This window comes from uncultured Shewanella sp. (assembly GCF_947491715.1).
In the GTDB taxonomy this organism is placed as follows: domain Bacteria; phylum Pseudomonadota; class Gammaproteobacteria; order Enterobacterales; family Shewanellaceae; genus Shewanella.
Genome location: NZ_CANLKR010000001.1, coordinates 272,009 through 296,331 on the forward strand (window position 1 = coordinate 272,009; position 24,323 = coordinate 296,331).

19 protein-coding genes are annotated in these 24,323 nt (G+C 41.1%); 15 read left to right on the plus strand and 4 right to left on the minus strand.

Annotation, left to right across the window (positions count from 1 at the left end; genetic code table 11):
* Positions 1-32 precede the first annotated feature (32 nt).
* The 4 genes from Q0779_RS01215 (at position 33) to aceA (ending at position 7,543) form a co-directional block, all read left to right on the plus strand.
* On the plus strand, positions 33-1,091 hold the full coding sequence (locus Q0779_RS01215) for a glycosyltransferase family 9 protein (RefSeq protein WP_298768655.1): 1,059 nt from the start codon (positions 33-35) through the stop codon (positions 1,089-1,091).
* A gap of 363 nt (positions 1,092-1,454) precedes the next feature.
* On the plus strand, positions 1,455-3,854 hold the full coding sequence (locus tag Q0779_RS01220) for a zinc/cadmium/mercury/lead-transporting ATPase (RefSeq protein WP_298768657.1): 2,400 nt from the start codon (positions 1,455-1,457) through the stop codon (positions 3,852-3,854).
* 654 nt (positions 3,855-4,508) lie between these two features.
* A complete protein-coding gene (gene aceB, locus Q0779_RS01225; protein WP_298768659.1) occupies positions 4,509-6,134 on the plus strand; it encodes a malate synthase A in 1,626 nt (541 codons plus the stop codon).
* A gap of 77 nt (positions 6,135-6,211) precedes the next feature.
* Positions 6,212-7,543, plus strand: a complete 1,332-nt coding sequence (gene aceA, locus Q0779_RS01230; protein WP_298769234.1) for an isocitrate lyase — start codon at positions 6,212-6,214, stop codon at positions 7,541-7,543.
* Between the two features lie 92 nt (positions 7,544-7,635).
* Here aceA and Q0779_RS01235 read toward each other — a convergent pair whose 3' ends face one another.
* Positions 7,636-8,454 carry a zinc-dependent peptidase gene (locus tag Q0779_RS01235; protein WP_298768661.1) on the minus strand — a complete coding sequence of 273 codons (819 nt, stop codon included), beginning with the start codon at positions 8,452-8,454 and terminating at the stop codon, positions 7,636-7,638.
* Between the two features lie 184 nt (positions 8,455-8,638).
* Between Q0779_RS01235 and Q0779_RS01240 the strand changes: the two genes are divergently transcribed.
* The 3 genes from Q0779_RS01240 to Q0779_RS01250 all read left to right on the plus strand — a co-directional run bounded on the left by Q0779_RS01240 (position 8,639) and on the right by Q0779_RS01250 (position 9,938).
* The gene (locus tag Q0779_RS01240) at positions 8,639-8,863 is read left to right on the plus strand and encodes a DUF3820 family protein (RefSeq protein ID WP_298769237.1); all 225 of its coding nucleotides are present in this window, start codon (positions 8,639-8,641) and stop codon (positions 8,861-8,863) included.
* Between the two features lie 71 nt (positions 8,864-8,934).
* Positions 8,935-9,417 (plus strand): hypothetical protein, encoded by a 483-nt coding sequence (locus Q0779_RS01245; protein ID WP_298768663.1) that lies wholly within the window; start codon positions 8,935-8,937, stop codon positions 9,415-9,417.
* A 17-nt stretch (positions 9,418-9,434) separates the two neighbouring features.
* Positions 9,435-9,938: a GNAT family N-acetyltransferase gene (locus Q0779_RS01250; RefSeq protein WP_298768665.1), complete on the plus strand. Its 504-nt coding sequence runs from the start codon at positions 9,435-9,437 to the stop codon at positions 9,936-9,938.
* A 58-nt stretch (positions 9,939-9,996) separates the two neighbouring features.
* Here Q0779_RS01250 and Q0779_RS01255 read toward each other — a convergent pair whose 3' ends face one another.
* From Q0779_RS01255 to Q0779_RS01265, 3 genes are all read right to left on the minus strand, one after another.
* The gene (locus tag Q0779_RS01255) at positions 9,997-11,730 is read right to left on the minus strand and encodes a 5'-nucleotidase C-terminal domain-containing protein (protein ID WP_298768667.1); all 1,734 of its coding nucleotides are present in this window, start codon (positions 11,728-11,730) and stop codon (positions 9,997-9,999) included.
* A gap of 586 nt (positions 11,731-12,316) precedes the next feature.
* A complete protein-coding gene (locus Q0779_RS01260) occupies positions 12,317-14,068 on the minus strand; it encodes a bifunctional metallophosphatase/5'-nucleotidase (RefSeq protein ID WP_298768669.1) in 1,752 nt (583 codons plus the stop codon).
* 120 nt (positions 14,069-14,188) lie between these two features.
* Entirely contained in the window at positions 14,189-15,277 is a 1,089-nt protein-coding gene (locus Q0779_RS01265; RefSeq protein ID WP_298768671.1) for a CNNM domain-containing protein, read from the minus strand.
* A gap of 168 nt (positions 15,278-15,445) precedes the next feature.
* Between Q0779_RS01265 and Q0779_RS01270 the strand changes: the two genes are divergently transcribed.
* The 8 genes from Q0779_RS01270 (at position 15,446) to der (ending at position 24,285) form a co-directional block, all read left to right on the plus strand.
* Positions 15,446-16,567, plus strand: coding sequence for a bifunctional tRNA (adenosine(37)-C2)-methyltransferase TrmG/ribosomal RNA large subunit methyltransferase RlmN (locus Q0779_RS01270; RefSeq protein WP_298768673.1), 1,122 nt, complete (start codon positions 15,446-15,448; stop codon positions 16,565-16,567).
* Positions 16,568-16,594: 27 nt separating this feature from the next.
* On the plus strand, positions 16,595-17,347 hold the full coding sequence (gene pilW, locus Q0779_RS01275; RefSeq protein ID WP_298768675.1) for a type IV pilus biogenesis/stability protein PilW: 753 nt from the start codon (positions 16,595-16,597) through the stop codon (positions 17,345-17,347).
* 61 nt (positions 17,348-17,408) lie between these two features.
* Positions 17,409-18,350: a RodZ domain-containing protein gene (locus Q0779_RS01280; RefSeq protein ID WP_298768677.1), complete on the plus strand. Its 942-nt coding sequence runs from the start codon at positions 17,409-17,411 to the stop codon at positions 18,348-18,350.
* 15 nt (positions 18,351-18,365) lie between these two features.
* On the plus strand, positions 18,366-19,478 hold the full coding sequence (gene ispG, locus Q0779_RS01285) for a flavodoxin-dependent (E)-4-hydroxy-3-methylbut-2-enyl-diphosphate synthase (protein WP_298768679.1): 1,113 nt from the start codon (positions 18,366-18,368) through the stop codon (positions 19,476-19,478).
* A gap of 138 nt (positions 19,479-19,616) precedes the next feature.
* Positions 19,617-20,891 (plus strand): histidine--tRNA ligase, encoded by a 1,275-nt coding sequence (gene hisS / locus Q0779_RS01290; protein WP_298768681.1) that lies wholly within the window; start codon positions 19,617-19,619, stop codon positions 20,889-20,891.
* Between the two features lie 14 nt (positions 20,892-20,905).
* Positions 20,906-21,526 carry a tetratricopeptide repeat protein gene (locus tag Q0779_RS01295; protein ID WP_298768684.1) on the plus strand — a complete coding sequence of 207 codons (621 nt, stop codon included), beginning with the start codon at positions 20,906-20,908 and terminating at the stop codon, positions 21,524-21,526.
* Between the two features lie 11 nt (positions 21,527-21,537).
* Positions 21,538-22,725: an outer membrane protein assembly factor BamB gene (bamB, locus tag Q0779_RS01300; RefSeq protein WP_298768686.1), complete on the plus strand. Its 1,188-nt coding sequence runs from the start codon at positions 21,538-21,540 to the stop codon at positions 22,723-22,725.
* Positions 22,726-22,812: 87 nt separating this feature from the next.
* Positions 22,813-24,285 carry a ribosome biogenesis GTPase Der gene (der, locus tag Q0779_RS01305; RefSeq protein WP_298768688.1) on the plus strand — a complete coding sequence of 491 codons (1,473 nt, stop codon included), beginning with the start codon at positions 22,813-22,815 and terminating at the stop codon, positions 24,283-24,285.
* Positions 24,286-24,323 lie beyond the last annotated feature (38 nt).

Genomic DNA, 24,323 nt, shown 5'->3' on the forward strand with positions numbered 1-24,323 from the left:
TTGTGTCGATTGAAAAGGTATTTTAGTTCAATATGAAGCTTGAAAAGATTAATTATCATGAGGTTACAGGGAGTATACTATTAGTACTACCTAAGTATATCGGGGACGCTATCAACACGACTCCTACTATTGGCATGTTAAGAGCGCTTTTTCCCGACAAAAAAATAATTTTACTCGTTAGGGCCTATTTAGCGCCGTTGTTTGAACGAGATGATCGCTTTGATGTTACCGTTTTGGTTGATCATCGCTATACAGCAAAATCTCGTTTGAGTTTAATTAAGCAAGCTAAACTCATAAAGTCATATCGATGTGAATTGGCGATTGTGATGCGAAACTCTTTTTCTGATGCTTTATTGTGTTGGTTATCGGGTATCCATTATCGAATAGGCTATAGGAACGAAGGACGTTCATTTTTATTAACTCATGCCTATTATTTACACCCTTATAGGCATTATTTACAACGTTATGCCTTTTTGGCTAATGAGCCTTTTGGGCGACCTTTTGAACAGATGCCCAGCACATATCTCTTTTCTAAACCACAAAGTGTAGGGAAGCCAAGTAGACAACTCAAAGTAGGTGTTTATTTTGGCGGAAAGAATAAAGGGCTACGACATTATCCAAGCGATCTCGGCATTCAAACTTTGTTAATGATATCGGCCGAGCTAAATTGTAAATTTTGGGTTTTTGGTGATGAAAACGAAGCAAAAGATAATGCAGTGTTAGTGGATGCGTTAGAGCTGCATCATCGTGGTGTTGTTGACTTTTCGGGGAAAACCAGCTTAATCGAATTAGTTGATGGGATAGCATCTATTGATGTTTTATTGACGATAGATTCAGGTCCATTGCATATGGCAGCGGCGGTTGATACGCCATATGTGGCTATTGTGGGCTTAGGAACCAGCCCTTGGAGTATGGTGGAACCAAAAGAGCGTTCAGGCGTGAGTTTGTTTGCCAATGGTTTGGGATTAGTTGACGCTGATTTGATACGTAATATTACTCCAGAGCGAGTGTTAGCTGCGACACTATCTTTAGGTTTATCTTATGATAATGAATGTAATGTATTTCAAACTAAACAATGTGTTAATGAATAATATATCTTGTCATTCTATATTATCCTAGGCTTGTATTTTAGCTGGATATGAAGTGGTTCGCCCACATAAATTGCTATTTGTCCCTTTCTAAAAGTATGGTCAATATTGTTCAAATATTGGTCATTCTTTGTGTTGTACTTATTTGATCAAGTGGAGGTTAAGTTGCAGCTACAGGTGCCTGCTCAATCATTTTTAACTCTGTTTAAATAAATATGATTAACTTTGCTTGACCTTAGACATTACTCCAAGGTTTATAGTTAAGTTATATTGTGCACGTGATTACTTATTGGGATCCATTGAGTGCGCTTAATCTGAGTGTAAACGTCATTGCCTAACAGATGATGTCCTTTAGGAGTGTTGCCTATGGCTGCCCACAGTTGTAATAGAAAAGATCCCCATTTTCACCTTTCAGGCAATAAAGTAGAGAGTAAAAGTGTTTGCTGTTCAGATAAAAGGGTAAAAGAAGTCAGTGAGCCTTTGGTATTGAATAGCGCTAAAGTTACTGACAAAGTGTTCAGTCAAACTCTTGATGAGCATGAGCATGAGCATGAGCATGAGCATGAGCATGAGCATAAAGAAGGTGGGGGTTGTAGTGAGCAAGCACATGACTCATTAACGGAGCAAGCACAAGAGATTGCTTTAGGATCCGCTTTGGCTCATGTGCAATCTGGACATACTCAAACTTGGATGATCCTTGGAATGGATTGTCCAAGTTGTGCCAAAAAGTTAGAAAAGGCACTGTTGTCTTTAAAGGGGGTTGACAGTGCAAAGGTCATGTTTGCCACAGAGAAGCTTATTGTTCATTGCGAGTCTTCGAATATGATAGGTCAAATTGAAGCTAAGGCAATGGAAACAGGTGTGAGACTCGCAAAAAATAAAGGAGCAACAAAGCAAATCGAACAGAGTTTCGTTAGGCAGAATTTATCTGTCATTGTGATTGCATCTATGATGTTGTTGTCGTTTATCCTTAGTCAATATGCAGTGGTGTTGGGAGGAATAGCATTTACAATAACAACAATACTGGGCTTGGTACCTATCGTTAAAAAAGCGTTCTCTTTAGCACGTTCAGGTACGCCTTTTTCTATTGAAACCTTAATGAGTGTTGCAGCAATCGGAGCCCTATATTTAGGAGCGACGGCGGAAGCGGGCATGGTGCTATTACTCTTTTTAATCGGTGAGCGTTTAGAAGGGTATGCGGCGCACAGAGCACGTAGTGGCGTGAAAGCATTGATGGATTTAGTGCCTGAAGAAGCTATAGTCGTTAAGAAAAATGGCACTAAAGTCAAGGTTTCTGTTGAGTCTTTAGTCAAAGGTGATGTAATTGAAGTTGCTCCAGGTGCAAGGTTACCTGCTGATGCACAACTATTAAATATTATCGCCAGTTTTGATGAAAGTGCGCTGACAGGGGAATCTGTGCCTGTAGAGCATGTACCGGGTGATAAAATCATGGCGGGTTCATTAGTGGCCGATAAAGTCGTGCGATTAGCGATAATCTCAGCCCAAGGAGAGAATGCCATTGATCGCATTTTACATTTAATCGAAGATGCACAATCACGTAAAGCACCACTTGAGCGCTTCTTAGACACTTTTAGTCGGTGGTATACGCCAGCTATGATCATGTTAGCGGTTTTAGTGATTGTGATCCCGCCTCTGTTTTTTGCGCAAGTGTGGAGTGAATGGCTCTATCGCGGGTTAACCTTATTACTTATTGCGTGTCCTTGTGCGTTAGTGATTTCAACACCTGCAGCCATAACGTCTGGGTTAGCGGCGGGGGCCAGAAGAGGAGCATTGATTAAAGGCGGCGCAGCATTGGAGCAATTGGGTCATATTAATACCGTGGCTTTTGATAAAACAGGCACCTTGACGCAAGGTCAACCTGTGATGACCGATTTTGTGTGTTGGAAGGGAGATGAGCAAAGGTTATTGAGACAAGCTGCTGCGGTGGAAATGGGATCGTTACACCCGTTAGCGGTGGCTGTGGTGAATGCTGCTGTAGAGAAAGGCATTGATGTTAAAGAAGCCAAATCCCGTGAAGCGTTACCTGGACGAGGTATTCAAGGGATAGTGGAAGGGGAGCTTATTCAGTTACATGCTGCAGATAGGCTGCCTTCACAGATAACATTGAGTTCAGTGCAACAAAGTGAAGCTATTGCATTAGAAGAGCAAGGTAAAACTTTGGTGATAGTATTAAGAGACAGTGTGCCTGTTGGCATGATTGCTTGGCGTGATAACTTACGCAGTGATGCTAAAGAAGCAATACTGGCATTAAAAAGTATGGGAATAAACCCAGTGATGTTAACGGGTGATAATTCTCGTGCAGCCGCAGCCATTGCAGCAGAAATTGATATCGATTTCAAAGCAGGTTTGTTGCCTGCTGATAAAGTGTTTGCTGTTGAGCAAGCCAATACTAAAGCCAATGTTGCCATGGTGGGTGATGGTATTAATGACGCTCCGGCCATGAAAACAGCATCAATTGGCATTGCTATGGGGGGAGGGACAGACGTTGCATTAGAAACAGCAGATGCGGCATTAACCCATAATCGTTTAACTGAACTGCCTGCAATGATTGAGTTGTCACAAGCTACGCTGCGAAATATTCGACAAAATATTACGTTGGCCCTTGGTCTTAAGGCCGTATTTTTAGTGACCACATTATTAGGGTTAACGGGTTTATGGCTAGCAATCCTTGCTGATAGTGGGGCGACAGCTTTAGTGACATTAAATGCGCTTCGTTTATTGAGGTTTAAATCCAAACAGGGTTAACTTAGCTTAATCAAGATTATCCTAGGTTTATCAGAAAACATCGAAGATTAAGTTTTTCGGTGTTTTTTATGCTTGCCAAAGTGAATTTTTTGTCAATGAACCAATTAATTCTTCAGTGTTAGTCGTTAAACATAATTTATTTATTTCTCTTCTTATTCATTTTGATTGAACATATTGACGTGAACGTAAGTTTAAAACGTCTGTTTAATTTTTATGGTCGACTATTAATCTATAACCTGATGATCCATTAGCTATTATTGTCTTTTCTTTTGGGGAAGTTCAAAACATAGACAAACATATTGCTGTTTTCTTTAGGGATTTATTTGAGTATTTATTCTATTACGCATTGTAATAAAATTACGTAATAACTTTCAATGCATCCCTCTTGGTCAAGTTGTCTGACAAATTGCTTATAGTTAAGGCTAACATAAGATTCTCATTTATTTTAATGGTAATAAAGATATTTTTATTAATTAGTTATGTCGTTTTATTGGTTTTGGTCTGACCAATTTTAAGAGCCAAAATTTTGTTTTTTTTTATGCTTTATCTCCGTTCGCTATGTTGCATTCTTTTATATTTCTCTTTAAGTTTTGTGGTAATTAAACATTTGAAAGTGAGTAAGCTTACTTTCTCCTTTTATAGGGAGTCGTCGAGATGGCAATGAATACAATAGAAGAAAAACAAAAAACAACTGCATCTCTTGTGATTAAAGGGAATGTCCATGAGCAGGCTTTAGCTAAACAAAGTAAAGTGCTGTCGGCTGGAACGGTAAGCTTAATAGAAAAAGTGTGTGAGCAATTCAGTGAAGAGATGACTGAATTACTGCACATACGCATGCAAAAGCAGCAGTCTATTGATGAAGGAACGTTACCCGCATTTTTAACGGAAACAAGACAAGTACGAGAGTCTGATTGGCGTATAGCGCCTATCCCTGAGGATTTGCAAGATAGGCGAGTTGAGTTAACCGGTCCTGTGGATGCAGATACACTAGAAAAAGGTATGAACTCAAATGCGAAGGTGTTCATCGCCGATTTCGAAGATGCATTGACACCGAGTTGGGAGCATATCTTAAACGGTCAGCAAAACCTTCGGAATGTAATTAATGGAGTTGGAAATAAAACAGACTCAGCCAATAATGATGCTCAAGCAACAACCGTATTGATGTGCCGGATCAGAGGGTTGCATATGTTTGAGAAACATGTGACGTTTAAAGGAGAACCAATCCCAGCGGCTTTTTTTGATTTTTGTGTTTACTTTCACAATAACTATATAAAACTATTAGAAAAAGGAAGTGCACCTTATTTTTATATTCCTAAACTTGAAAGCCATTTAGAAGCCAGATTATGGGCCAAAATTTTCTCATTTGTAGAAGAGCGTTACTGCTTACGGCCAGGTACAATAAAGTGTACCTGCTTAATTGAAACCTTGCCCGCCGTTTTTGAAATGGAAGAAATACTGTATGAACTAAGGCCTAATATTGTCGCATTAAACTGTGGCCGTTGGGATTATATTTTCAGTTATATTAAGACGTTAAAAAACCATAAAGATCGTATTTTACCCGATACACAAGCCGTTACTATGAATGCCTCTTTGATGAGTGCTTATTCAAGGTTATTGGTTAAAACCTGTCATAAGCGAGGGGCAATGGCGATTGGCGGTTTGGCTGCCAGTATTCCCAGTGAAGAAACCTTGATCAATACTCAACTATTAACCCAAGTGTTTAATGATAAAAAAGTGGAAGCCAGTCATGGTCATGATGGGACTTGGGTGGCACATGTTGGATTAATCGATACTTCAATGGCTGCATTTGAGCAATTTATTGGCGCAAGCCATAAGAATCAACTTCATGTTACCCGTGACGTTGACGCGCCTATCACGGCAAAAGAGTTATTGATCCCTTGTCAAGGTGAGCGAACTGAAGAGGGTATTCGATTGAATCTACGCATTGCATTGCAATATATTCAAGCATGGATTAATGGTCAAGCTTGTGTGCCTATTTATGGATTGCTGGAGGATGCCTCTACGGCTGAAATTGCGCGGACATCAATCTGGCAATGGATCAAACATCAAGTGTTGTTATCAAATGGATTACGAGTGACTAAATCCTTAGTAGAGAATATGCTCATTGAAGAGCTGGCTAAGGTAAAACAGGAAGTCGGCGATCAAGAATTTACCCATGGACGTTATACACAAGCGGCGGTATTACTGGAAAATATCTTGTTGGCAGATGAATTAGTGGACTTCTTAACTGAGCCTGCTTCAAATTTACTGATTGCTTAACACAATAGGCTTGCACAATACCAGGGGATCGTAAAACCTGTTTAGATAAACCAGAGGAGAGGGTTATGGCTAACACTATGGGCAGTATTTCACGGCACGAACAACTTAAGAGCATTAAAAAAGATTGGGCCGAAAATCCTCGATGGAAAAATGTGCATCGTCCTTATACAGCTGAAGAAGTGTTGGCATTGAGAGGCTCTTTAGTACCCGAAAATACCATCGCTAAACGTGGTGCAGCTAGGCTTTGGGAACTTGTTCATGGTGAAGCAAGAAAAGGTTATGTGAATTCTCTTGGCACACTGTCAGGTGGACAAGCTGTCCAACAAGCCAAAGCTGGTATAGAAGCCATTTATTTATCAGGGTGGCAAGTGGCTGCGGATGCAAATTTATCGGGTAACATGTATCCAGATCAATCTTTATACCCTTCTAATTCAGTACCTTCTGTTGTGTCTAATGTGAATAATGCTTTTAGGCGGGCAGACCAAGTACAATGGGCCAGTGGACATGATCCCCATGAAAAAGGGTATGTGAATTATTTTCTTCCCATCGTTGCAGACGCTGAAGCGGGTTTTGGTGGCGTGCTCAATGCCTTTGAGTTAATGAAAAGCATGATTGATGCTGGGGCTGCCGGAGTGCACTTTGAAGATCAATTAGCTTCAGTGAAGAAATGTGGTCACATGGGAGGTAAAGTTTTAGTGCCGACGAAAGAAGCGGTGCAAAAATTGATTTCGGCTAGGTTAGCGGCAGATGTATGCGGTGTTGAAACCTTAGTGATCGCCAGAACCGATGCTAATGCTGCAGACTTATTGACATCGGATTGCGATCCTTATGATAGAGATTTTATTACTGGGGAGCGAACAGAGGAAGGTTTTTTCAAAGTCAGCGCTGGGATTGAACAAGCCATTTCTCGAGGGTTAGCCTATGCGCCATTTGCCGATCTATTATGGTGTGAAACCTCGACGCCTTGTTTAGAAGAAGCGAGACGTTTTGCTGACGCTATCCATGAACATTTTCCCGATCAGCTATTAGCGTATAATTGCTCACCTTCGTTTAATTGGAAGAAAAACTTAACGGATGAGCAGATCTCCCACTTTCAACAAGAATTGTCAGATATGGGCTACAAATTTCAGTTTATCACTCTCGCTGGGATCCATAGCATGTGGTACAACATGTTCGATTTGGCTTATGATACTGCCAGAGGTGAAGGCATGAAACACTATGTTGAAAAAGTGCAGCAAGCTGAATTTTCAGCAGCAAGAAAAGGTTACAGTTTTGTGGCACATCAGCAAGAGGTGGGAACGGGTTACTTTGATCGGGTGACCAATATTATTCAAGGCGGGCATTCGTCTGTGACCGCCTTGACTGGTTCAACAGAAGAGCAACAGTTTTATAGCAATAACAAGGGCTAATGAATAGTCGATTGTGATGTTTACCGTACAGTCTCCAACCGAGCTGTACGGTTTTTTCTTTGTGGCGTTTATTCGTGATGTTATTTGTGATATCAGTGCCAATGGATTGGGTTGAGTTTGTAAAAATGGCTGAGTTCACGATACAGTGCAGGGTGCTGCTCAAAAAATTCATGGGGCTTTTCAAAAAAGACTTCGCTGATCACAGCAAAGAATTCAGCAGGGTTGGTGGCGCCATAATAGTTAAAGAGAGACGGAACTTGATGTTGGGCGGCTCTAACAAGCGCAGCGTATTCATCGGCTAAGACTTTAGACCAAGATTGGTAGTCTTCGATGCGATTTAAAATCGGCGCGCCATTGGCTTTACCATTTTCTTGGTCTAGCTGATGGGCAAACTCATGGATCACCACATTGTTACCTTCAAAAGGATGAGCGGCATTATCTTGCGTTGTTTGCCAAGACAGGATCACTTTACCGTTTTGCCACGATTCACCAGATAAAATTTTAGGTTTAGATGAAACGATTTGACCAATTTGCTCAGGATGTTCAACCACAAAAATGGACGGGTAGACCAAAATTTCGCTGAGTTTTGGATAATAGTCCGTTTTTCTATTTAGCAATAATAAGCAGGCTTGAGCAGCAATGGTGACTCGAATTTCATCATCAATGATCAGTCCTTTGCAACCTACAAAGCTTTTTTCTGAGACAAAGACTTGAATATGTTGTTTAAGTTGTAATTGTAGATCGGTTGGCATCGCATTAAAGTAAGGAAAGCGTTGTTTGAGTATTTGGCGCCATGCTTTAGGAAACGCTTGTGCTCTTATTTTATTGCGTTGTCTCTCTACTCGCCAATTACGGGATAATATCCAAGCAATGGCACTGAGGCTAACTAACATGATAATAAATATAACCATACAAGCTCCTTTTTATTTTTCTTATGTAAAGAAATAAGGGATCTTTTGGTAATATTCAAGGTTAGGTAATGAGATAAAAAAACAGTGATTTCAATAATGATTGGCAATTGCCGATGCTAACGCCATAATAAACGCATTGAAATGAAAGCTGTGAGTGGTATTTATGTTGTTAAGTCAAATTGGAATGGATGAGCAAGCTTTATTAGCGGCTATTCATCAAAAAATGCCTTTTGGGAAGTATGCGGGTCGAAAATTGCTAACCTTGCCGGAGCCGTATTTAGTTTGGTTTCATAGTAAAGGTTTTCCAGAAGGTAAGTTGGGTCAACAATTAGCCTTAATGTATGAAATCAAGCTCAATGGTTTAGAGTCTATGCTACAACCTTTATTAGAAAGAGACTTTACACCGTAAATCAGTAAAGACTGTTTATCCCCATCAATTAACGATAAAATAGGCATTAAATTGATTAATCAGTAGGTAAAATGAAAGCCACATCAGCAACAGCTACCCTCAGCGACTCGAGTGAGATGGATACACTAGAGGATAGTCAAGAGCAAACGATTTCAATGCTCTGTCAAATATCACAATATCAAAAAAAATTGCTTATTCCTCTGGTTATCATGACCCTTATGGAAATGTTACCGCGATTGTATACGTATTTTGAGTGGCAATTTGCTCAAGGTGTTGAAGATAACATTGTGTTATTGATGGGGAGTTTACTGATTATTTTTGTTTGTATCATTTATTATGTTTATACCACTATCAAATTTTCACGTATGTTTAATAGTCCATTACGTACCACATTCCTAGCGGTTTTAGCGATCATTAATGCGCTGAATGCTATCCCCTATATTATTTTATCCATTCAAGCTCATAGACAGTTAACGCGTTATGGATTGAGTGGTTTTTCACTTCCCAGTGAGTCAAAAATTCGACAAAAAGTGACTATGTCACTCACAGATTAAATAAACGGATCATCTTTATGCTGTCCATTATTCCCTACCAAAAAGCCTATGCGGCGAGTGTGAGTCAGTTATTTCATGATGCTATTCATGCTATTACTGATGAGGCTTATTCGCTACCGCAACGGCAAGCTTGGTCTAGGGAACCGCGTTCAACTTATCATTGGCATAAGCGGCTCTCTAACAGTCAAACTTGGTTAATGGTTGATAACAGCCAGTTACATGAGGGGCTTCCCCTTTGTTGTGGGTTTATTAATATTGAAACGGATTATACTCATCAAGGATATATCGACAGCTTATATGTCCATCCTCAATATCAACATCAAGGGATAGCAAAGCGGTTACTGCTTTGCTTACAGGAGTGGGCCTGTTTGCAGCATTTTCCTCTGCTAAGCGTCGATGCCTCGATTTTATCTAAGCCATTATTTTTACAGCAAGGTTTTAAGCAAGTGCATCGCAGTTATCAGGAAAAGTCGGGTCAAGTGATTATGGGCTTCTTGATGGAGAAACACTTTTTGTATTGATATGCATTAACTAAAAGAAGGCGCGCTCTTTTAGCTAATGCTGGAATTAGCGCTCAATTTATACATGACTGGTGTAATACACATTAGGGGTTAATGTTTTTTGTAAATTTCTATTTTTGCTCATATGTTGGATGAAGGCTTCTGGTAAGGTCAAATCAGATAATCCATTGACCCATTTGGAGTTGAGTAACGGATGGTAACCTTCTTTTCCTGATACAGTATAATCAGATGACACACCAATATAGCTTTGACTTCTATTTATTTGTTGCCATTGCTGCTGCTCTTGCTTATTAAATATTTCGATACTGGTGATCCTTTCTCCTTCTTGTGCTCGTCCATCATAGATATACCTCAATCCATAAGTATAAGGGAAACCACCGGCCCCAGAGCCCATAATATTATTGTTTGTTGCAAGGTTAATTGCGGCCTCTAAAGTTTGAAATAAATATTGCCCTTCTATTTCATAAGTGACTAGTGGTAATTCAAAGGGGAGAATACGCCCAATGACTTCCGCTAAGGTGAGGTTTCCTTGAGATAAAGATTCACGCACACCTCCTGCATTATGTAAGGCGAAGTCGAGTTTATGATCCAGAGCTTTTACTTCATGATACATACTGCGGCACACCCAAGGGCAAATTTCACTGCCATGAGGTAATGAGTCACTAGGCACACGAATGTGAATTAGGTTTTGAGGTAAGACTCCTAACACTTTTTCTTGTAAGCGTGTGATGGTCGGGCGATATTGAGTACTGATAATTGTTTCTATTGTTTCGTCTTCTTCATCCCAAGTGATACCTTCGTGATGGAGTAATTGTTGATATGCCCAGTCATAATCTTCAGGTTCAATTGTTTGAGGAGAGCTTAACCTAAATTGCTTATCTAACATAAATTGGTTATGACCTTCGAGTGTAATAACTTGACCTGTTCGATTAAACGTTATGTTGGCAAGTCCTAAGGTTTCAGCGTATTTGCCGGCATGCAAAATGTAAGTATTATTAACTTTTTCACCATAAGGTGTGGCATTAAGTCCGAGTGTAGAAAAATCACCTTGCAGGCTGTGACTGTGTCCGCCGACAATTAAACTGATCCCTGACAGCCTTTCGGCTAGCCTGCGATCTTGATCAATGCCGAGGTGACTTAATAGGATGATGTGTACTATGCCTTGTTGTTTTAATTTTTCAATGGTGTTAAGTGTAGTTTTAATGGCATTTCTAAACTGCGTATCAGGATCGGGTCTGGCGATATTATGCATCTCTTCTAAAGTTATTCCGATAATTGCCAAGGTTTTATCTTGTAACGGTTTTAACAATACTTTTGCTGTTTGAGTGTTAGCGTCGTAATCGAATAAGTTCTTATGTTGAGCCATTTTCTCTTTTTTATCGATGGCTTCTAAGCTGAGATCCATATTGCCAGCCAGTAAAGGAAAGTGTATTTCATCGAGAAAAGCTTTCACAGGCGCATTGCCTGCATTCATCTCATGATTGCCCAATACCATAGCATCGGGTTGCAGTAAATTCAGTAAGTGGGAATTGGCTTTGCCTTTAAATTGGCTGTAGTACAGTGTCCCTTCAAAGCTGTCACCTCCATGAAGAAATAAAAATGCTTCTTGTTTTAGTTTGGCTTGCTGTCGAGCAAGTTTGATACGGTGATTGAGGCGAGCATACCCACCACTTCGGCTGTGTAATGTTAAGGTTTTATTTTCCTTAATGAGATGAAATTTTACCTCGTTTGGATCAAAATGTGAGTGGGTATCATTGATATGGGCAAGGGTTAAACAATAAGTGTCAGTCATGTTAAATTTTATTAATAAAGAGATTGAATGGCGCTAAGGTTATGGGAATATATCTGTATAAAAACTGAACTTAATCTGAGTAATACCCTGTAATAAGCTGACTCAATCAGAAAATGTTACATTTACATTCTAAGAATCATCAAATGTTTAGTGTGTGATTTATATTTTGTTAAAAATCAAAATCTTGTATTTGTTCGTGTACTTGCATTTGCTTACATTTGTTTTGATATTTGTGATGATGAAAGTGGCGTTACGAACAAGATTTTACACAAGGTTTGTAAGACAAAGCATTAAGGCGTATTAGCGCTGTCTTTATCATGGGTTGACTCACTTTCTTGCGCTTAGGGCATAAATTGGATAAAGATTTCGTTTAGTGAGCATTTATCGGTGACACTTTGCTAACTATCTTGCTTGAAGGCTTCATAACCTGCCTTTTCCAAAATGTGTTATTTTTGAAAGTACATTGGGTTATTATCAGTGAGTACAATGGGGCTTTCGACAATGAAAGCGGATTTACAGATAGAGTCAGCCGCTTTATTTTCCGACCTTTTTACCCCAATAACCATTGATCAAAAAGCGCTATGTGCTAAAGGTGGCTTTGGTAATGGACTTGCAAAGGCAATGCTTGTTCCATATTTTGCTCTTTTTGCATAAATTGAATAAAAGCCTCGGCCAGTGATAATTCATCAATGGCACTTTGCCAGCAAGCTTGTTTTAAGGCCTGATAACCTTCCTTTCCAGAAGCAGTGTATTCTGACGAGACACCGACATAGTATTCTTCATATTCAATGGTTTTCCATATGGCTTCTTGATTACTTGAGTGAACATTATCTTGCATTAAAAGATCGAGTTGTGTGATGCGTTGTCCTAGTGGGCGACCACCTTCATAAAAATAGCGTAGTCCATAGGTATAAGGAAAACTGCCTGCACCTGTGCCGATAACACCGTTATTCGTTGCATGATTAATAGAAGATTCAATGGCTTGATACAGGTATTTCCCCTGAATTTGGTATTTGACCAAAGGTAAATCAAAGGGCAAAAGTCTTCCTACCACTTCGGCAAGAGTGAGCCGTCCTTTGGCCAATGATTGTCTTACGCCGCCTGCATTATGCAGTGCAAAATCAATTCGTTCGTCCAAAATACGCGTTTCATGGTAAATACTACGACTCACCCATGGAGAAATTTCACTGCCATGGGGCAAGTGCTTACTCGGAAGGCGGGTATGAATAAATGGCCTAGGAATAACATTAATCACTTGCTCTTCAAGCGCAATGAGTGCAGGGCGGTAGAGTGTTTCAATGGCTGATTGAATCGTGTCTTGTTGTGCATCCCATAAAATATTAGGATGATTTTCAAGCTGGTTTTTTGCCCATGGATAATCTTCTTCTGCAATTTCTTCAGTGGATTCTAGAATAAAGTGCTTATCCAGCATAAAATAATTGTGGCCATGTAACCGAGTAACTTGTCCTTTTGCATTAAAATCGATATCGACAATGCCGAGGGTTTCTGCATATTTTCCCGCTTGAAGAATAGGGACAGTATTGACGGTTTCCGCGTAAGGTAAAGAGGGGAGACCCAGTTGACTGAAATCCCCTTGAAGACTGTGGGAGTGACCCCCAACAATGAGGCTGATTTCAGGTACTTTCTCTGCGAGGAGTTTATCTTGATTCAGTCCCAAATGACTTAAAACGATAATATGGTTAATACCTTGTTGCTTGAGTTTATTCACTGTTTTTTGGGTTGTTTCTATGGCATCAATAAAGTGTGTATCGGGATCGGGTCTAGCGATGTCCTTCATTTGATCTAACGTAATCCCAACGATGGCCAATGTTTTGTCATTAAAAGGCTTTAATAAGACTTTAGCGGTTTGGGTTTGTGGATCAAAGTCTAATAAGTTGGGGTGGTTTTTAAGTTTGGCTTGTTTGTTGGGCGCTTCTTGGCTTAAGTCCATATTTCCCGCAAGTAAAGGGAAGTTGATATTGTCAAGAAATGAGGCCACAGGGCCATTACCTGCATCGATTTCATGGTTACCTAGGACCATGGCATCTGGCTGGAGTAAGTTGAGTAAATGGGCATTGGCTCGCCCTTTAAATTCTCTAAAGTATAAAGTGCCTTGAAAACTGTCTCCGCCATGTAAGAAAAGAAAATTTTGTTGGTTTTCTATGGCTTGATGGCGTGCTTTTTCTATTTGAAATCCAAGTCTTGAATATCCACCAGTGTGGGTGTGTAAGGTCAGGGCTTTGCCTTGGTGCAATAAATTGAAGTGAATGGGAGTTGGATCAAAATGGGAATGTGTGTCGTTGATGTGGGCTAATTTACAAGAATAGCGTTTAGTCATTATTACCTCTTAATTTATCTGAGGATTATAACCTTAAGTGAAATAAAGAAGCCAGTCTCACAGGGCCCACCATGCGAGTTCATATCGCATGGTGGGAAAATAGGTAAATTTATTATGTGGTTAATGTTCTTTTTTATGTTGTGCTAAGACGCTGTTGACATCATTATTATCAGAAATCCGAATGCCTTTTTCTTGGATCCGTTTTTGCCAAAGTTGCCTTGCGAGCTGCTGCATGTCCGTTGCTGGATCATTGCTATCGACGATTTCTAATCCTAATAGGGATTCAATAATGTCTTCTAAGGTGATGATCCCTAAGTCACAACCATATTCGTCCACTACCATGGCAATTTTGGTACTACGCTTTATCATTAATTGGAATAAAGGCAAAATTTTGGCCGTTTCAGGTACTATGAGTAAAGGCTGTTTTAAAATGGCTAAATATTCTGCCGGGGTGACTTTAGCGGCGTTGATGGCATCGTGTCGATGAACAAAACCGACGATGTCGTCGGGGTTGCTATCATAAATTAGAATACGCGAAAAAGGGGCGTATTGATGTTGATAGATAAAATCTTGCAGTGTCATCGACATGGATAATTTAAAGACCACAGTTCTGGGGGTCATTATGGTAGTTACTGGCATTTCTTTTACACTGAGCATTTGAATAAGAATATGAGATTCTTGCTCATCAAGTTCTCCTGACTCTTTGCCTATTTGTGCCATTGAGCTGATTTCTTGTCGTATGTATAAGCCTTGATCGCCTTTTCCTAAGCAACGTGTGGCCAAGTTCGATAACCAAATAAGTGGAAAAGTACTTCTTTCCATCCAAAGAATACATAAAGAGGTAAAGGGGGCTAAGCGGCGCCAGTGATTAGCCCCTATGGTTTTTGGGATGATTTCTGAGAAAAACAAGATTAAAAAAGTCAGTATGGCTGAAAACACGCCAAACATATGATCGCCAAAAATTTTACTGGCTTGCGCACCTGCAACGGCAGCGCCGACGGTGTGAGACATGGTATTGAGTGTTAAAATCGATACTAAAGGAGAATCAATATTGTCTTTTTGCTTTTTGAGTCGTGCGGCGCTGGCGGTATCACTTTGACTAAGACTGGTGATATAGCTATTGGTCACGGAAAGTAATACGGCTTCAAAAATACTACAAATAAAAGAAACACTTAATGCGATTAATACAATGATGATTAAAGTGAACATAGTGTGACTATTTAAGCCTGATTGGATAAAAGGATTGATAGGATAGCATTTATCAGTGTTTTGACACTATTTGTGTTTTCAATGAACTGATGAAAACTAGCTTAAATGGACTGATTTCTGTATAATTTGCCGCCCTGCAGCAGGTTTTAGGTTTTGAGGTTAGTTACAATGAGTGAAAAAAAGATCAATTTATTGGATCTTGATCGTAAATCAATGCGAGCATTATTTGCCGATATGGGAGAAAAGCCCTTTCGCGCCGATCAGCTAATGAAATGGCTTTATCACTTTGGTGTAAGTGATTTCGAAGAAATGACTAATATAAATAAGGTGTTGCGCGCAAAATTAGCCCAGCGCTGTGAAGTGGTTGCCCCTTCAATTTCAAGCTATCAAAAATCATCAGATGGCACGATTAAATTTGCCATTAATGTTGGCCAGGGACAAGAAGTCGAGACCGTTTATATTCCAGAAGAAGACAGAGCGACCTTATGCGTGTCTTCGCAAGTAGGCTGTGCCTTGGAATGTACGTTTTGCTCAACCGCTCAGCAAGGTTTTAATCGTAATTTAACGGTGGCTGAAATTGTTGGGCAAATTTGGCGAGTGGCTGAGTTTTTAGGTTTTCAAAAAGAAACTGGCGAGCGCCCCATTACTAATGTGGTGATGATGGGCATGGGTGAGCCTTTACTGAATTTGAAAAATGTGGTGCCAGCGATGGACATCATGCTTGATGACTTTGGTTTTAGTTTGTCCAAACGCAGAGTCACCTTATCAACATCTGGCGTCGTGCCTGCATTAGATAAATTGGGTGACATGATAGATGTGGCGCTTGCGGTGAGCATTCATGCACCAAATGATGCGTTGCGTGATGTCTTAGTGCCAGTCAATAAGAAATACCCCTTAGAAGAATTTTTAGCTGGGATCCGCCGATATTTAGCAAAGTCAAATGCAAATCGTGGCCGAGTCACAGTTGAGTATGTGATGCTAGATCATATTAATGACAGCACAGATCAGGCCCATGAACTTGCACAAGTCATGAAAGATACACCCTGCAAAATTAATTTGATCCCCTTTAATCCCTATCCCGGTTCACCCTATGGTCGCTCTTCTAATTCCCGTATCGATCGATTCTCAAAAGTATTAATGAGTTACGATATTACTGTCATCGTGCGTAAAACTCGAGGGGATGATATTGATGCGGCTTGCGGGCAATTAGCAGGTGACATAAAAGATAGAACGAAACGTTTAGCGAAAAAACGCATGCAAGAGAGTCAAATTTCAGTCACAATGGATTAATTTTTTAATCGATTAGTAAAAATTGCCATGGAAGACTTGCGACAAGGGCAGCGGCAAAAACAGCAACCTGTGATTGGCCAAATTGGTGCATTCTTGTTTGTTGTTCTTGCCTCGGTGGGCTGTGTTACCGAAAGGACTTATGTTGGGACAGATAAACCAGTATCTGAAACAGCGTTTAATGGGCTGGCCGCAGCCAAACAGCGAGTTCAATTGGGTTTGGTGTACTTGCGAAAAGGGAATAATGAGCAAGCAAAATACAATTTAGATAAAGCGTTTATGTATGCGCCAGAATTAGAAGCCGTTAATTTGGCTTTAGCTTATTACTATCAGTCTGTTGGCGATATAGTCCACACAGAGAAGGCGTTTAGGCAGGCGCTAAAATCAGAGGATGTGTCGGGGGATAGCTTTAATAATTTTGGTGTATTTTTATGTCAGCAGAGCCAATTTAATGAAGCTGAAAAGCAATTTTTAAAAGCGGTGTCTGAGCCTAATTATACTGAATTTGCATCAACCTATGAAAATTTAGGGGTATGTAGCCGCAAGGCGGGGCGTTTAGAAAAAGCGCGAAACTATTTTGATAAAGCGTTAAGATACGACCCAAGAAGACAAACATCGTTACTTGAACTAATTGAGATTGAAATAGAGTTAGGTGATTTTGTTGCCGCGCAAAAGCAGTTATCGCGTTATTACAGGGTGCTACCTCGTACAACGGAAAGCTTGGCGCTGGGGATAAAAATTGAAAAAGGTCTTGGTGAAGCGGTGGCAACAAGCACATTATAGTATGTGACAATACGCCGATTTCATCTGACATAATCATATAATATCGGGCTAGTATGCACTAATGACAAAGAAACATATTGAGTTGCCCAACGATGGCGATAACGATGAAACAGTAAGTCAAGAATTGACCTTAGGCGAGCAGTTGAAATGTGCACGTGAAATCAAAGGTTTGTCAATTGATGATGTGGCAGAGCAATTGAACTTACGGCCTATGGTGGTGAGGAATATTGAAGCTGATGATTTTTCTGAGCTGGGCGGAAGCACTTATGTTCGAGGTTATGTCAAGAATTTTGCTCGAATCGTCCAAGCCAATCCTAATCAAATTCAAGCTTGTTTAGATACCTGTTTGGCGAATGAACAGCAGCCTAATATGCAAAGCTTCTCTCGACAAACCACTCGCCAAGCACGAGACGGCCGTTTAATGCTGTTAACTTACTTGATTGTGGTGATATTGTTGGCCTTGCTGGTTTGGTGGTGGGTACAAAAATCATCCATGGAAACAGAGCTTGATATTTCTCAGCCTACAGCAGAAGAAATGGCCCAAAATCAGAAAGCATTAAACCAAGATACTGTTAATGCTGAAAAATCCAATGAAGGGGCTGTTAATAACGATCTGATGACGTTAGATAACTCGCCTAAAAACATCAGTGATCCAGTATTAGATAAAGCTTCGGTGAACACAGAGGCGTCAGATACCTCGCTGGATAATACTGACGACAATAATAATGAAGGACCTAACAGTGCTGTGACTGCGCCAGCTTCTTCATTGCTATTTACCCTCAAAGGAGATTGCTGGATTAAAGTGACCGACGCAACAGGCAATGTTTTGACTTCAGGGCTAGAAAAAGCCAATGAGACATTGAATTTATCTGGAAAAGCGCCTTTTTCTGTATTACTTGGCGCGCCTCAATCTGTGACGGTTGCATTCAATGGTAATAATATCAACTTAGAATCTTTTCCCAGCGGTCAAGTCGCACGATTTACCCTGCCGCTTGGTGAATAATAGAGCAAATTAATCATGTACAATGAATCTCCAATAATCAGACGTCCTTCTACTCGCATTTACGTCGGTGATGTACCCATAGGTGATGGGGCACCCATTGCTGTTCAGTCCATGACAAATACCCGTACAACGGACGTTGATGCTACTGTTGCTCAAATTAAAGCGCTTGAAAATGTTGGTGCCGATCTTGTTAGGGTGTCAATTCCAACCATGGACGCTGCAGAAGCATTCAAACACATTAAGCAGCAAACCAATATTCCGCTTATTGCCGATATTCATTTTGATTACCGTATTGCGCTAAAAGTGGCTGAATACGGTGTCGATTGTCTTCGAATAAACCCTGGTAACATTGGCAACGAAGAGCGTATTCGTAACGTTGTTGAATGCGCTAGAGATAAAAATATCCCTATACGTATTGGTGTGAATGGTGGTTCCCTTGAAAAAGATTTAATGGACAAATATAAGGAGCCGACGCCAGAGGCTTTACTTGAGTCGGCGATGCGCCATGTGGATATTTTAGATAGGCTTAATTTTGATCAATTCAAGGTGAGCGTGAAAGCATCGGATGTTTTCTTGGCGGTAGAATCTTATCGTTTACTGGCGAAACAAATTAACCAACCTTTACATTTGGGAATAACTGAAGCAGGTGGTGCTCGGGCCGGTTCTGTGAAATCTGCTGTTGGCCTAGGAATGCTATTAGCCGATGGTATTGGCGATACGTTACGGGTGTCTTTAGCGGCGGATCCCGTCGAAGAGATTAAAGTGGGTTTTGATATTTTAAAATCACTGCGGATCCGCTCCCGTGGGATTAATTTTATCGCTTGTCCGTCGTGTTCACGTCAAGAGTTTGATGTGATCTCAACAGTCAATGCGTTAGAGCAACGTTTGGAAGATGTGACCACGGCCATGGATGTGTCGATTATCGGTTGTGTCGTCAACGGCCCTGGTGAAGCATTAGTGTCTGATATAGGCTTGACAGGTGGACATCGTATGAGTGGTTATTACAATGACGGTGTGAGACAAAAAGAGCGCTTTGATAACCTGAATATTCTTGATTCATTGGAAGCTAAAATTCGTGCGAAAGCGGCATTAATGAACAACAAAATTCCAATGAGGGAAGTAAAGTAATCTTTGAAAACTCGTTTACCTGATGGATTCAGTGTTGATGAGTTTTACTGTGATTAAATTGAAATATTGAATCAATGGCACTGCGACTTAAACAGGAGCGTGCTTTTCATTTTATAGACGACAGAATGAGTTAGAACAGTGGCAAAAACGATCCAAGCAATTCGCGGCATGAACGATATTCTGCCCGCGCAAAGTCCAATATGGCAAAAAGTTGAAAGTGTAATTAGAGGATCTGTCAGTGCCTATGGTTATAGTGAAATCCGCACTCCAATTGTAGAGAGTACCGATCTCTTTAAGCGTTCTATTGGGGAAGTGACTGATATCGTCGAAAAAGAAATGTACACTTTTGACGATCGAAACGGAGACAGTTTAACCTTGCGCCCCGAAGGTACGGCATCGACTGTACGTGCGGGGAATCAACATGGACTGCTTTACAACCAAGAGCAACGTCTATGGTATATGGGGCCGATGTTCCGCCATGAACGTCCTCAAAAAGGACGTTATCGCCAATTTCATCAGTTTGGTGTAGAAGTCTATGGTATTGCCAGTGCTGATAGTGATGCTGAAGTACTAATGTTATCTGCGCGTTTATGGCAAAAGCTAGGTGTCAGTGAACATGTTCGATTAGAGATTAATACCTTAGGGGATAGCGATGAGCGAGCGCAATATCGTGATGCACTCATTGCGTTTCTCGAAACGCACAAAGACGCACTGGATGAAGACAGCAAGCGTCGCATGTACACCAATCCATTACGGGTTTTAGATACAAAAAATGCAGCTATTCAAGCCATATTAGTCGATGCGCCTGCTTTGGCTGATTACTTAGGTGAAGATTCCCGCCAACATTTTTCACATTTTTGTGAACTCTTAGACGCTGTTGGTATCCAATACACCATCAATCCTCGTTTGGTACGTGGCTTAGATTATTATAATCGCACTGTTTTTGAATGGATCACAGATAGCTTAGGCGCTCAAGGCACAGTACTTGCTGGTGGACGTTACGATGGTTTAGTCGGTCAGCTTGGTGGTAAAGATACGCCCGCTGTTGGCTTTGCTATGGGGATTGAACGTATTGTATTATTGCTTGAAACGTTAGCCTTGACGAAAGATATTTCTGCAGCCGTTGATGTGTATGTCGCTGCCATGGGGGATAATTGCCGTGTTGCAGCCGTTAAACTTGCAGAGCAATTGCGTACCAGCTTACCACATTGTAAAGTAATGACCCATTGTGGTGGGGGAAACGTAAAGAAACAAATGAAACGTGCCGATAACTGTGGTGCAAGTATTGCACTGATTATCGGTGAGAATGAATTAGAGAATAACCAAGTTGTGGTTAAGCATTTACGCGATGATAAAGAGCAAGCCGTAATGGCTCAGGATGCATTAGCCGCTTATATTGCAGAACTGATTTAATAGGGGAAGAGTACATGGAAATTTATAGCACAGAAGAACAACAAGTTGATGCTATCAAACAGTTCTGGAAAGATTACGGTACTTCCATTGTGATTGGTGCTGTTGTTGGATTAGGTGGGTTATTTGGTTGGAATTATTATTCTGATCATCAAGTGAAACAAACTGAAACGGCATCTGAAGCGTTTCAAGCACTGACAGCCGCAGGCGAAACCGAAGCGCAATTAATAACCGGTGCTGAAAACTTTTCTAAAAATTACAGTGAGTCAGGCTATCAAGCTCTGATTGAACTCATGGTTGCTAAAGCTGCTGTTGAGCAAGAAGATTATGATAAAGCCATGACGGCATTGAAAAGCGTGATCGCCAGCAACCCCGATCAAAGTTTAGTGATGCTAGCCAGTATACGGCTTGCACGTGTACAAGCGCAGCAAGGGCAATTTGCTGCTGCCATTGCCACCTTAGAACAAGTGAACGATCCCGCTTTTCTTGCTCAGCGTGATGAGTTAAAAGGGGATTTTTTGGTGCAGCAAGGTGAAAATGATCAAGCAAAAATAGCTTATCAGTCAGCGATAGATGAAGGTGGATTGGCGACAAGTCCAGCTTTGCAAATGAAGTTAGACAATTTAAATAAGGCATAAGGGAACTGCCCATGAAGTCTTGGTGCAAAGCATTATTTGCGTGTAGTTTGAGTGTTGGCTTATTGTCAGCTTGCTCTTCAACGGATGTAGAAGAAGAGCCTGTGAGTGAGTTGAGCAGTATTCAAGCAAGCGTTTTTCCAACCGTGAGTTGGAGCGAGAGTGTCGGTGACGGCGTGGGCAGTTATTATTCACGTTTAGCGCCGGCAGTGCGGTACGGTAAGTTATTTGTTGCAGATAGAGCTGGTCTCATTAAGGCATTTAATGAAGAGACAGGAAAAGAAGTCTGGTCAGTTGATTTAAGTGATAAATTTAAAGAAGATGTGCTGCCGACCAGTAAAGGAATATTGTTATCAGCGGGTATTACAGCTGCACGTAATAAAGTGTTTATTGGCGCTGAAAATGGCTTATTAGTGGCCTTAGATGCTGAAACGGGTCAAATACTTTGGCATGTCATGGCCGATGGCGAGCTATTGTCTGCGCCAACAGTGGGCGATGAAATTGTCACAGTGAATACCGGTAATGGTTCATTAGAAGCCTTTGATGTCAATGATGGCACGAGTCTTTGGACTTACCATACTCAATTGCCAAGTTTGACATTACGCGGTACAGGCTCAGCTGCTTATGAAGCGGGTGGTTTTTTTGTCGGTACCGCCGATGGCAAAATTGCGGTAGTAGTGAAAACCAATGGTCAGGCTGCGTGGGAGCAAGCAATCTATACCCCAAAAGGGGGTAATGAGTTTGCACGTATGGCGGATGTGGATATGAAGCCTTTATTGTTGGGTGATAATATCTACGCGGTCAGTTACAACGGTAATCTTGTTTCCATGGAAATGCGTTCAGGCCGCATTGTTTGGTCTCGTCAGTATTCCAGCTTCCATGAATTAGCGTATTTAGGCGCCAATTTATTTGTCGTAGATGATCACAGTCGTGTATATGCTGTTAATCGACGTAATGGGCTCGAACTCTGGTCAAATACAGCGTTATCAAATCGAGATTTAACCTCACCTGTCGTGTTTAATGGCTATTTAGTTGTCGGCGATTTTGAAGGGTATTTACATTTCCTTGATATCAGCACGGGTGACATTATCGGCCGTATTCAAGTTGATAGCTCTGGTTTATACAGTCGCCCAGTGGTTGTTGGTGATAGTTTATATGTACAAGCGCGTGATGGTGTAGTGTCTAAGGTGACCCTTCCTTAAATCACGTAATATCAAAAAGATAGGGCCCTCAGTTATAGTACTGGGGGCTTTTTATTTCAAAAAATAGTAAGTAATAGAGGCAAATAAATGATCCCTGTAGTGGCCCTAGTTGGGCGTCCCAATGTCGGTAAGTCGACACTTTTTAATCGACTGACGCGCACCAGAGACGCACTTGTTGCTGACTTTCCTGGCTTAACTCGAGATCGTAAATATGGCCGAGCCCATTTGGCGGGTTATGAGTTTATTGTGGTCGATACGGGGGGGATTGATGGCACGGAAGAAGGGATTGAAACTCGAATGGCTGAGCAGTCTTTAGCGGCTATTGAAGAAGCCGATGTGGTTTTGTTTATGACTGATGCTCGAGCGGGATTAACTGCGGCAGATTTAGCGATTTCTCAGCATCTAAGAAGTCGTGAGAAAACCACTTTTGTTGTGGCGAATAAAGTCGATGGTATCGATGCGGATTCGGCTTGTGCTGAATTTTGGTCATTGGGTTTAGGTGAAGTATACCAAATGGCTGCGGCGCAAGGTCGTGGTGTCACGAACATGATTGAGTACTCTCTCGCACCGTATGCAGAAGCCATGGGGATCGTCAAAGATGGCGAGGCGCTTGAAGACGAAGAAGAACGCGAATATACCGAAGAAGAAGCAGAAGCTGAGCAAAAGCGTCTGCAAGATTTGCCGATAAAATTGGCCATTATCGGTAAACCTAATGTGGGTAAATCAACCTTGATTAACCGTATTTTAGGTGAAGAGCGTGTGGTGGTTTATGATGAGCCAGGCACGACTCGCGACAGTATTTATATTCCCATGGAACGAGAAGGGCGTGAATATGTGCTGATCGATACCGCGGGTGTGCGTCGCCGTGCAAAAGTACATGAAACGGTTGAAAAATTCTCAGTCATTAAAACACTTAAAGCCGTTGAAGACAGTAATGTGGTGTTATTAGTGATTGATGCCCGTGAAGGCATTGCTGAGCAAGATCTTGGTTTGTTAGGTTTTGCGTTAAATGCGGGCCGTGCGTTAGTCATTGCGGTTAACAAATGGGACGGTATCGATCAAGAGATTAAAGATAGAGTTAAAAGCGAGCTAGATAGGCGTTTAGGTTTTATTGATTTTGCACGGATCCATTTCATTTCGGCGTTACATGGCACTGGGGTTGGGCATATTTATGAGTCTATTGAAGAAGCTTATGACAGTGCAACAACCCGTGTGAGTACGGCGATGTTGACGCGTATTATGCAAATGGCGCAAGACGATCATCAGCCACCACTGGTTAATGGTCGCCGAGTGAAATTGAAATACGCCCATGCCGGGGGTTATAACCCACCGATTGTGGTGGTGCACGGTAATCAAGTTAAAAAATTACCCGATTCATACAAGCGCTTCATGATGAACTATTATCGTCGTTCATTAAAAGTGATGGGTACTCCCATTCAATTGCGTTTCCAAGAAGGGGGAAATCCCTTTGAAGGTATGAATACGAAAAAGCTGACAGTGAGCCAAGAAAGACGCCGTAAGCGTATGACAAGTCATATTAAAGATAAGAATAAAGATTAATTTTTGCCTTCATAAAAAGGAACCGAAAGGTTCCTTTT

Coding starts and splice junctions, on each gene's coding strand:
- bamB (WP_298768686.1), top strand. CDS start 21,538: ATGAAGTCTTGGTGCAAAGCATTATTTGCGTGTAGTTTGAGTGTTGGC.
- Q0779_RS01245 (WP_298768663.1), top strand. CDS start 8,935: ATGAAAGCCACATCAGCAACAGCTACCCTCAGCGACTCGAGTGAGATG.
- Q0779_RS01215 (WP_298768655.1), top strand. CDS start 33: ATGAAGCTTGAAAAGATTAATTATCATGAGGTTACAGGGAGTATACTA.
- aceB (WP_298768659.1), top strand. CDS start 4,509: ATGGCAATGAATACAATAGAAGAAAAACAAAAAACAACTGCATCTCTT.
- ispG (WP_298768679.1), top strand. CDS start 18,366: ATGTACAATGAATCTCCAATAATCAGACGTCCTTCTACTCGCATTTAC.
- Q0779_RS01295 (WP_298768684.1), top strand. CDS start 20,906: ATGGAAATTTATAGCACAGAAGAACAACAAGTTGATGCTATCAAACAG.
- der (WP_298768688.1), top strand. CDS start 22,813: ATGATCCCTGTAGTGGCCCTAGTTGGGCGTCCCAATGTCGGTAAGTCG.
- Q0779_RS01270 (WP_298768673.1), top strand. CDS start 15,446: ATGAGTGAAAAAAAGATCAATTTATTGGATCTTGATCGTAAATCAATG.
- Q0779_RS01235 (WP_298768661.1), bottom strand. CDS start 8,454: ATGGTTATATTTATTATCATGTTAGTTAGCCTCAGTGCCATTGCTTGG.
- Q0779_RS01260 (WP_298768669.1), bottom strand. CDS start 14,068: ATGACTAAACGCTATTCTTGTAAATTAGCCCACATCAACGACACACAT.
- Q0779_RS01240 (WP_298769237.1), top strand. CDS start 8,639: ATGGATGAGCAAGCTTTATTAGCGGCTATTCATCAAAAAATGCCTTTT.
- Q0779_RS01220 (WP_298768657.1), top strand. CDS start 1,455: ATGGCTGCCCACAGTTGTAATAGAAAAGATCCCCATTTTCACCTTTCA.
- Q0779_RS01255 (WP_298768667.1), bottom strand. CDS start 11,730: ATGACTGACACTTATTGTTTAACCCTTGCCCATATCAATGATACCCAC.
- aceA (WP_298769234.1), top strand. CDS start 6,212: ATGGGCAGTATTTCACGGCACGAACAACTTAAGAGCATTAAAAAAGAT.
- Q0779_RS01280 (WP_298768677.1), top strand. CDS start 17,409: ATGACAAAGAAACATATTGAGTTGCCCAACGATGGCGATAACGATGAA.
- Q0779_RS01265 (WP_298768671.1), bottom strand. CDS start 15,277: ATGTTCACTTTAATCATCATTGTATTAATCGCATTAAGTGTTTCTTTT.
- pilW (WP_298768675.1), top strand. CDS start 16,595: ATGGAAGACTTGCGACAAGGGCAGCGGCAAAAACAGCAACCTGTGATT.
- Q0779_RS01250 (WP_298768665.1), top strand. CDS start 9,435: ATGCTGTCCATTATTCCCTACCAAAAAGCCTATGCGGCGAGTGTGAGT.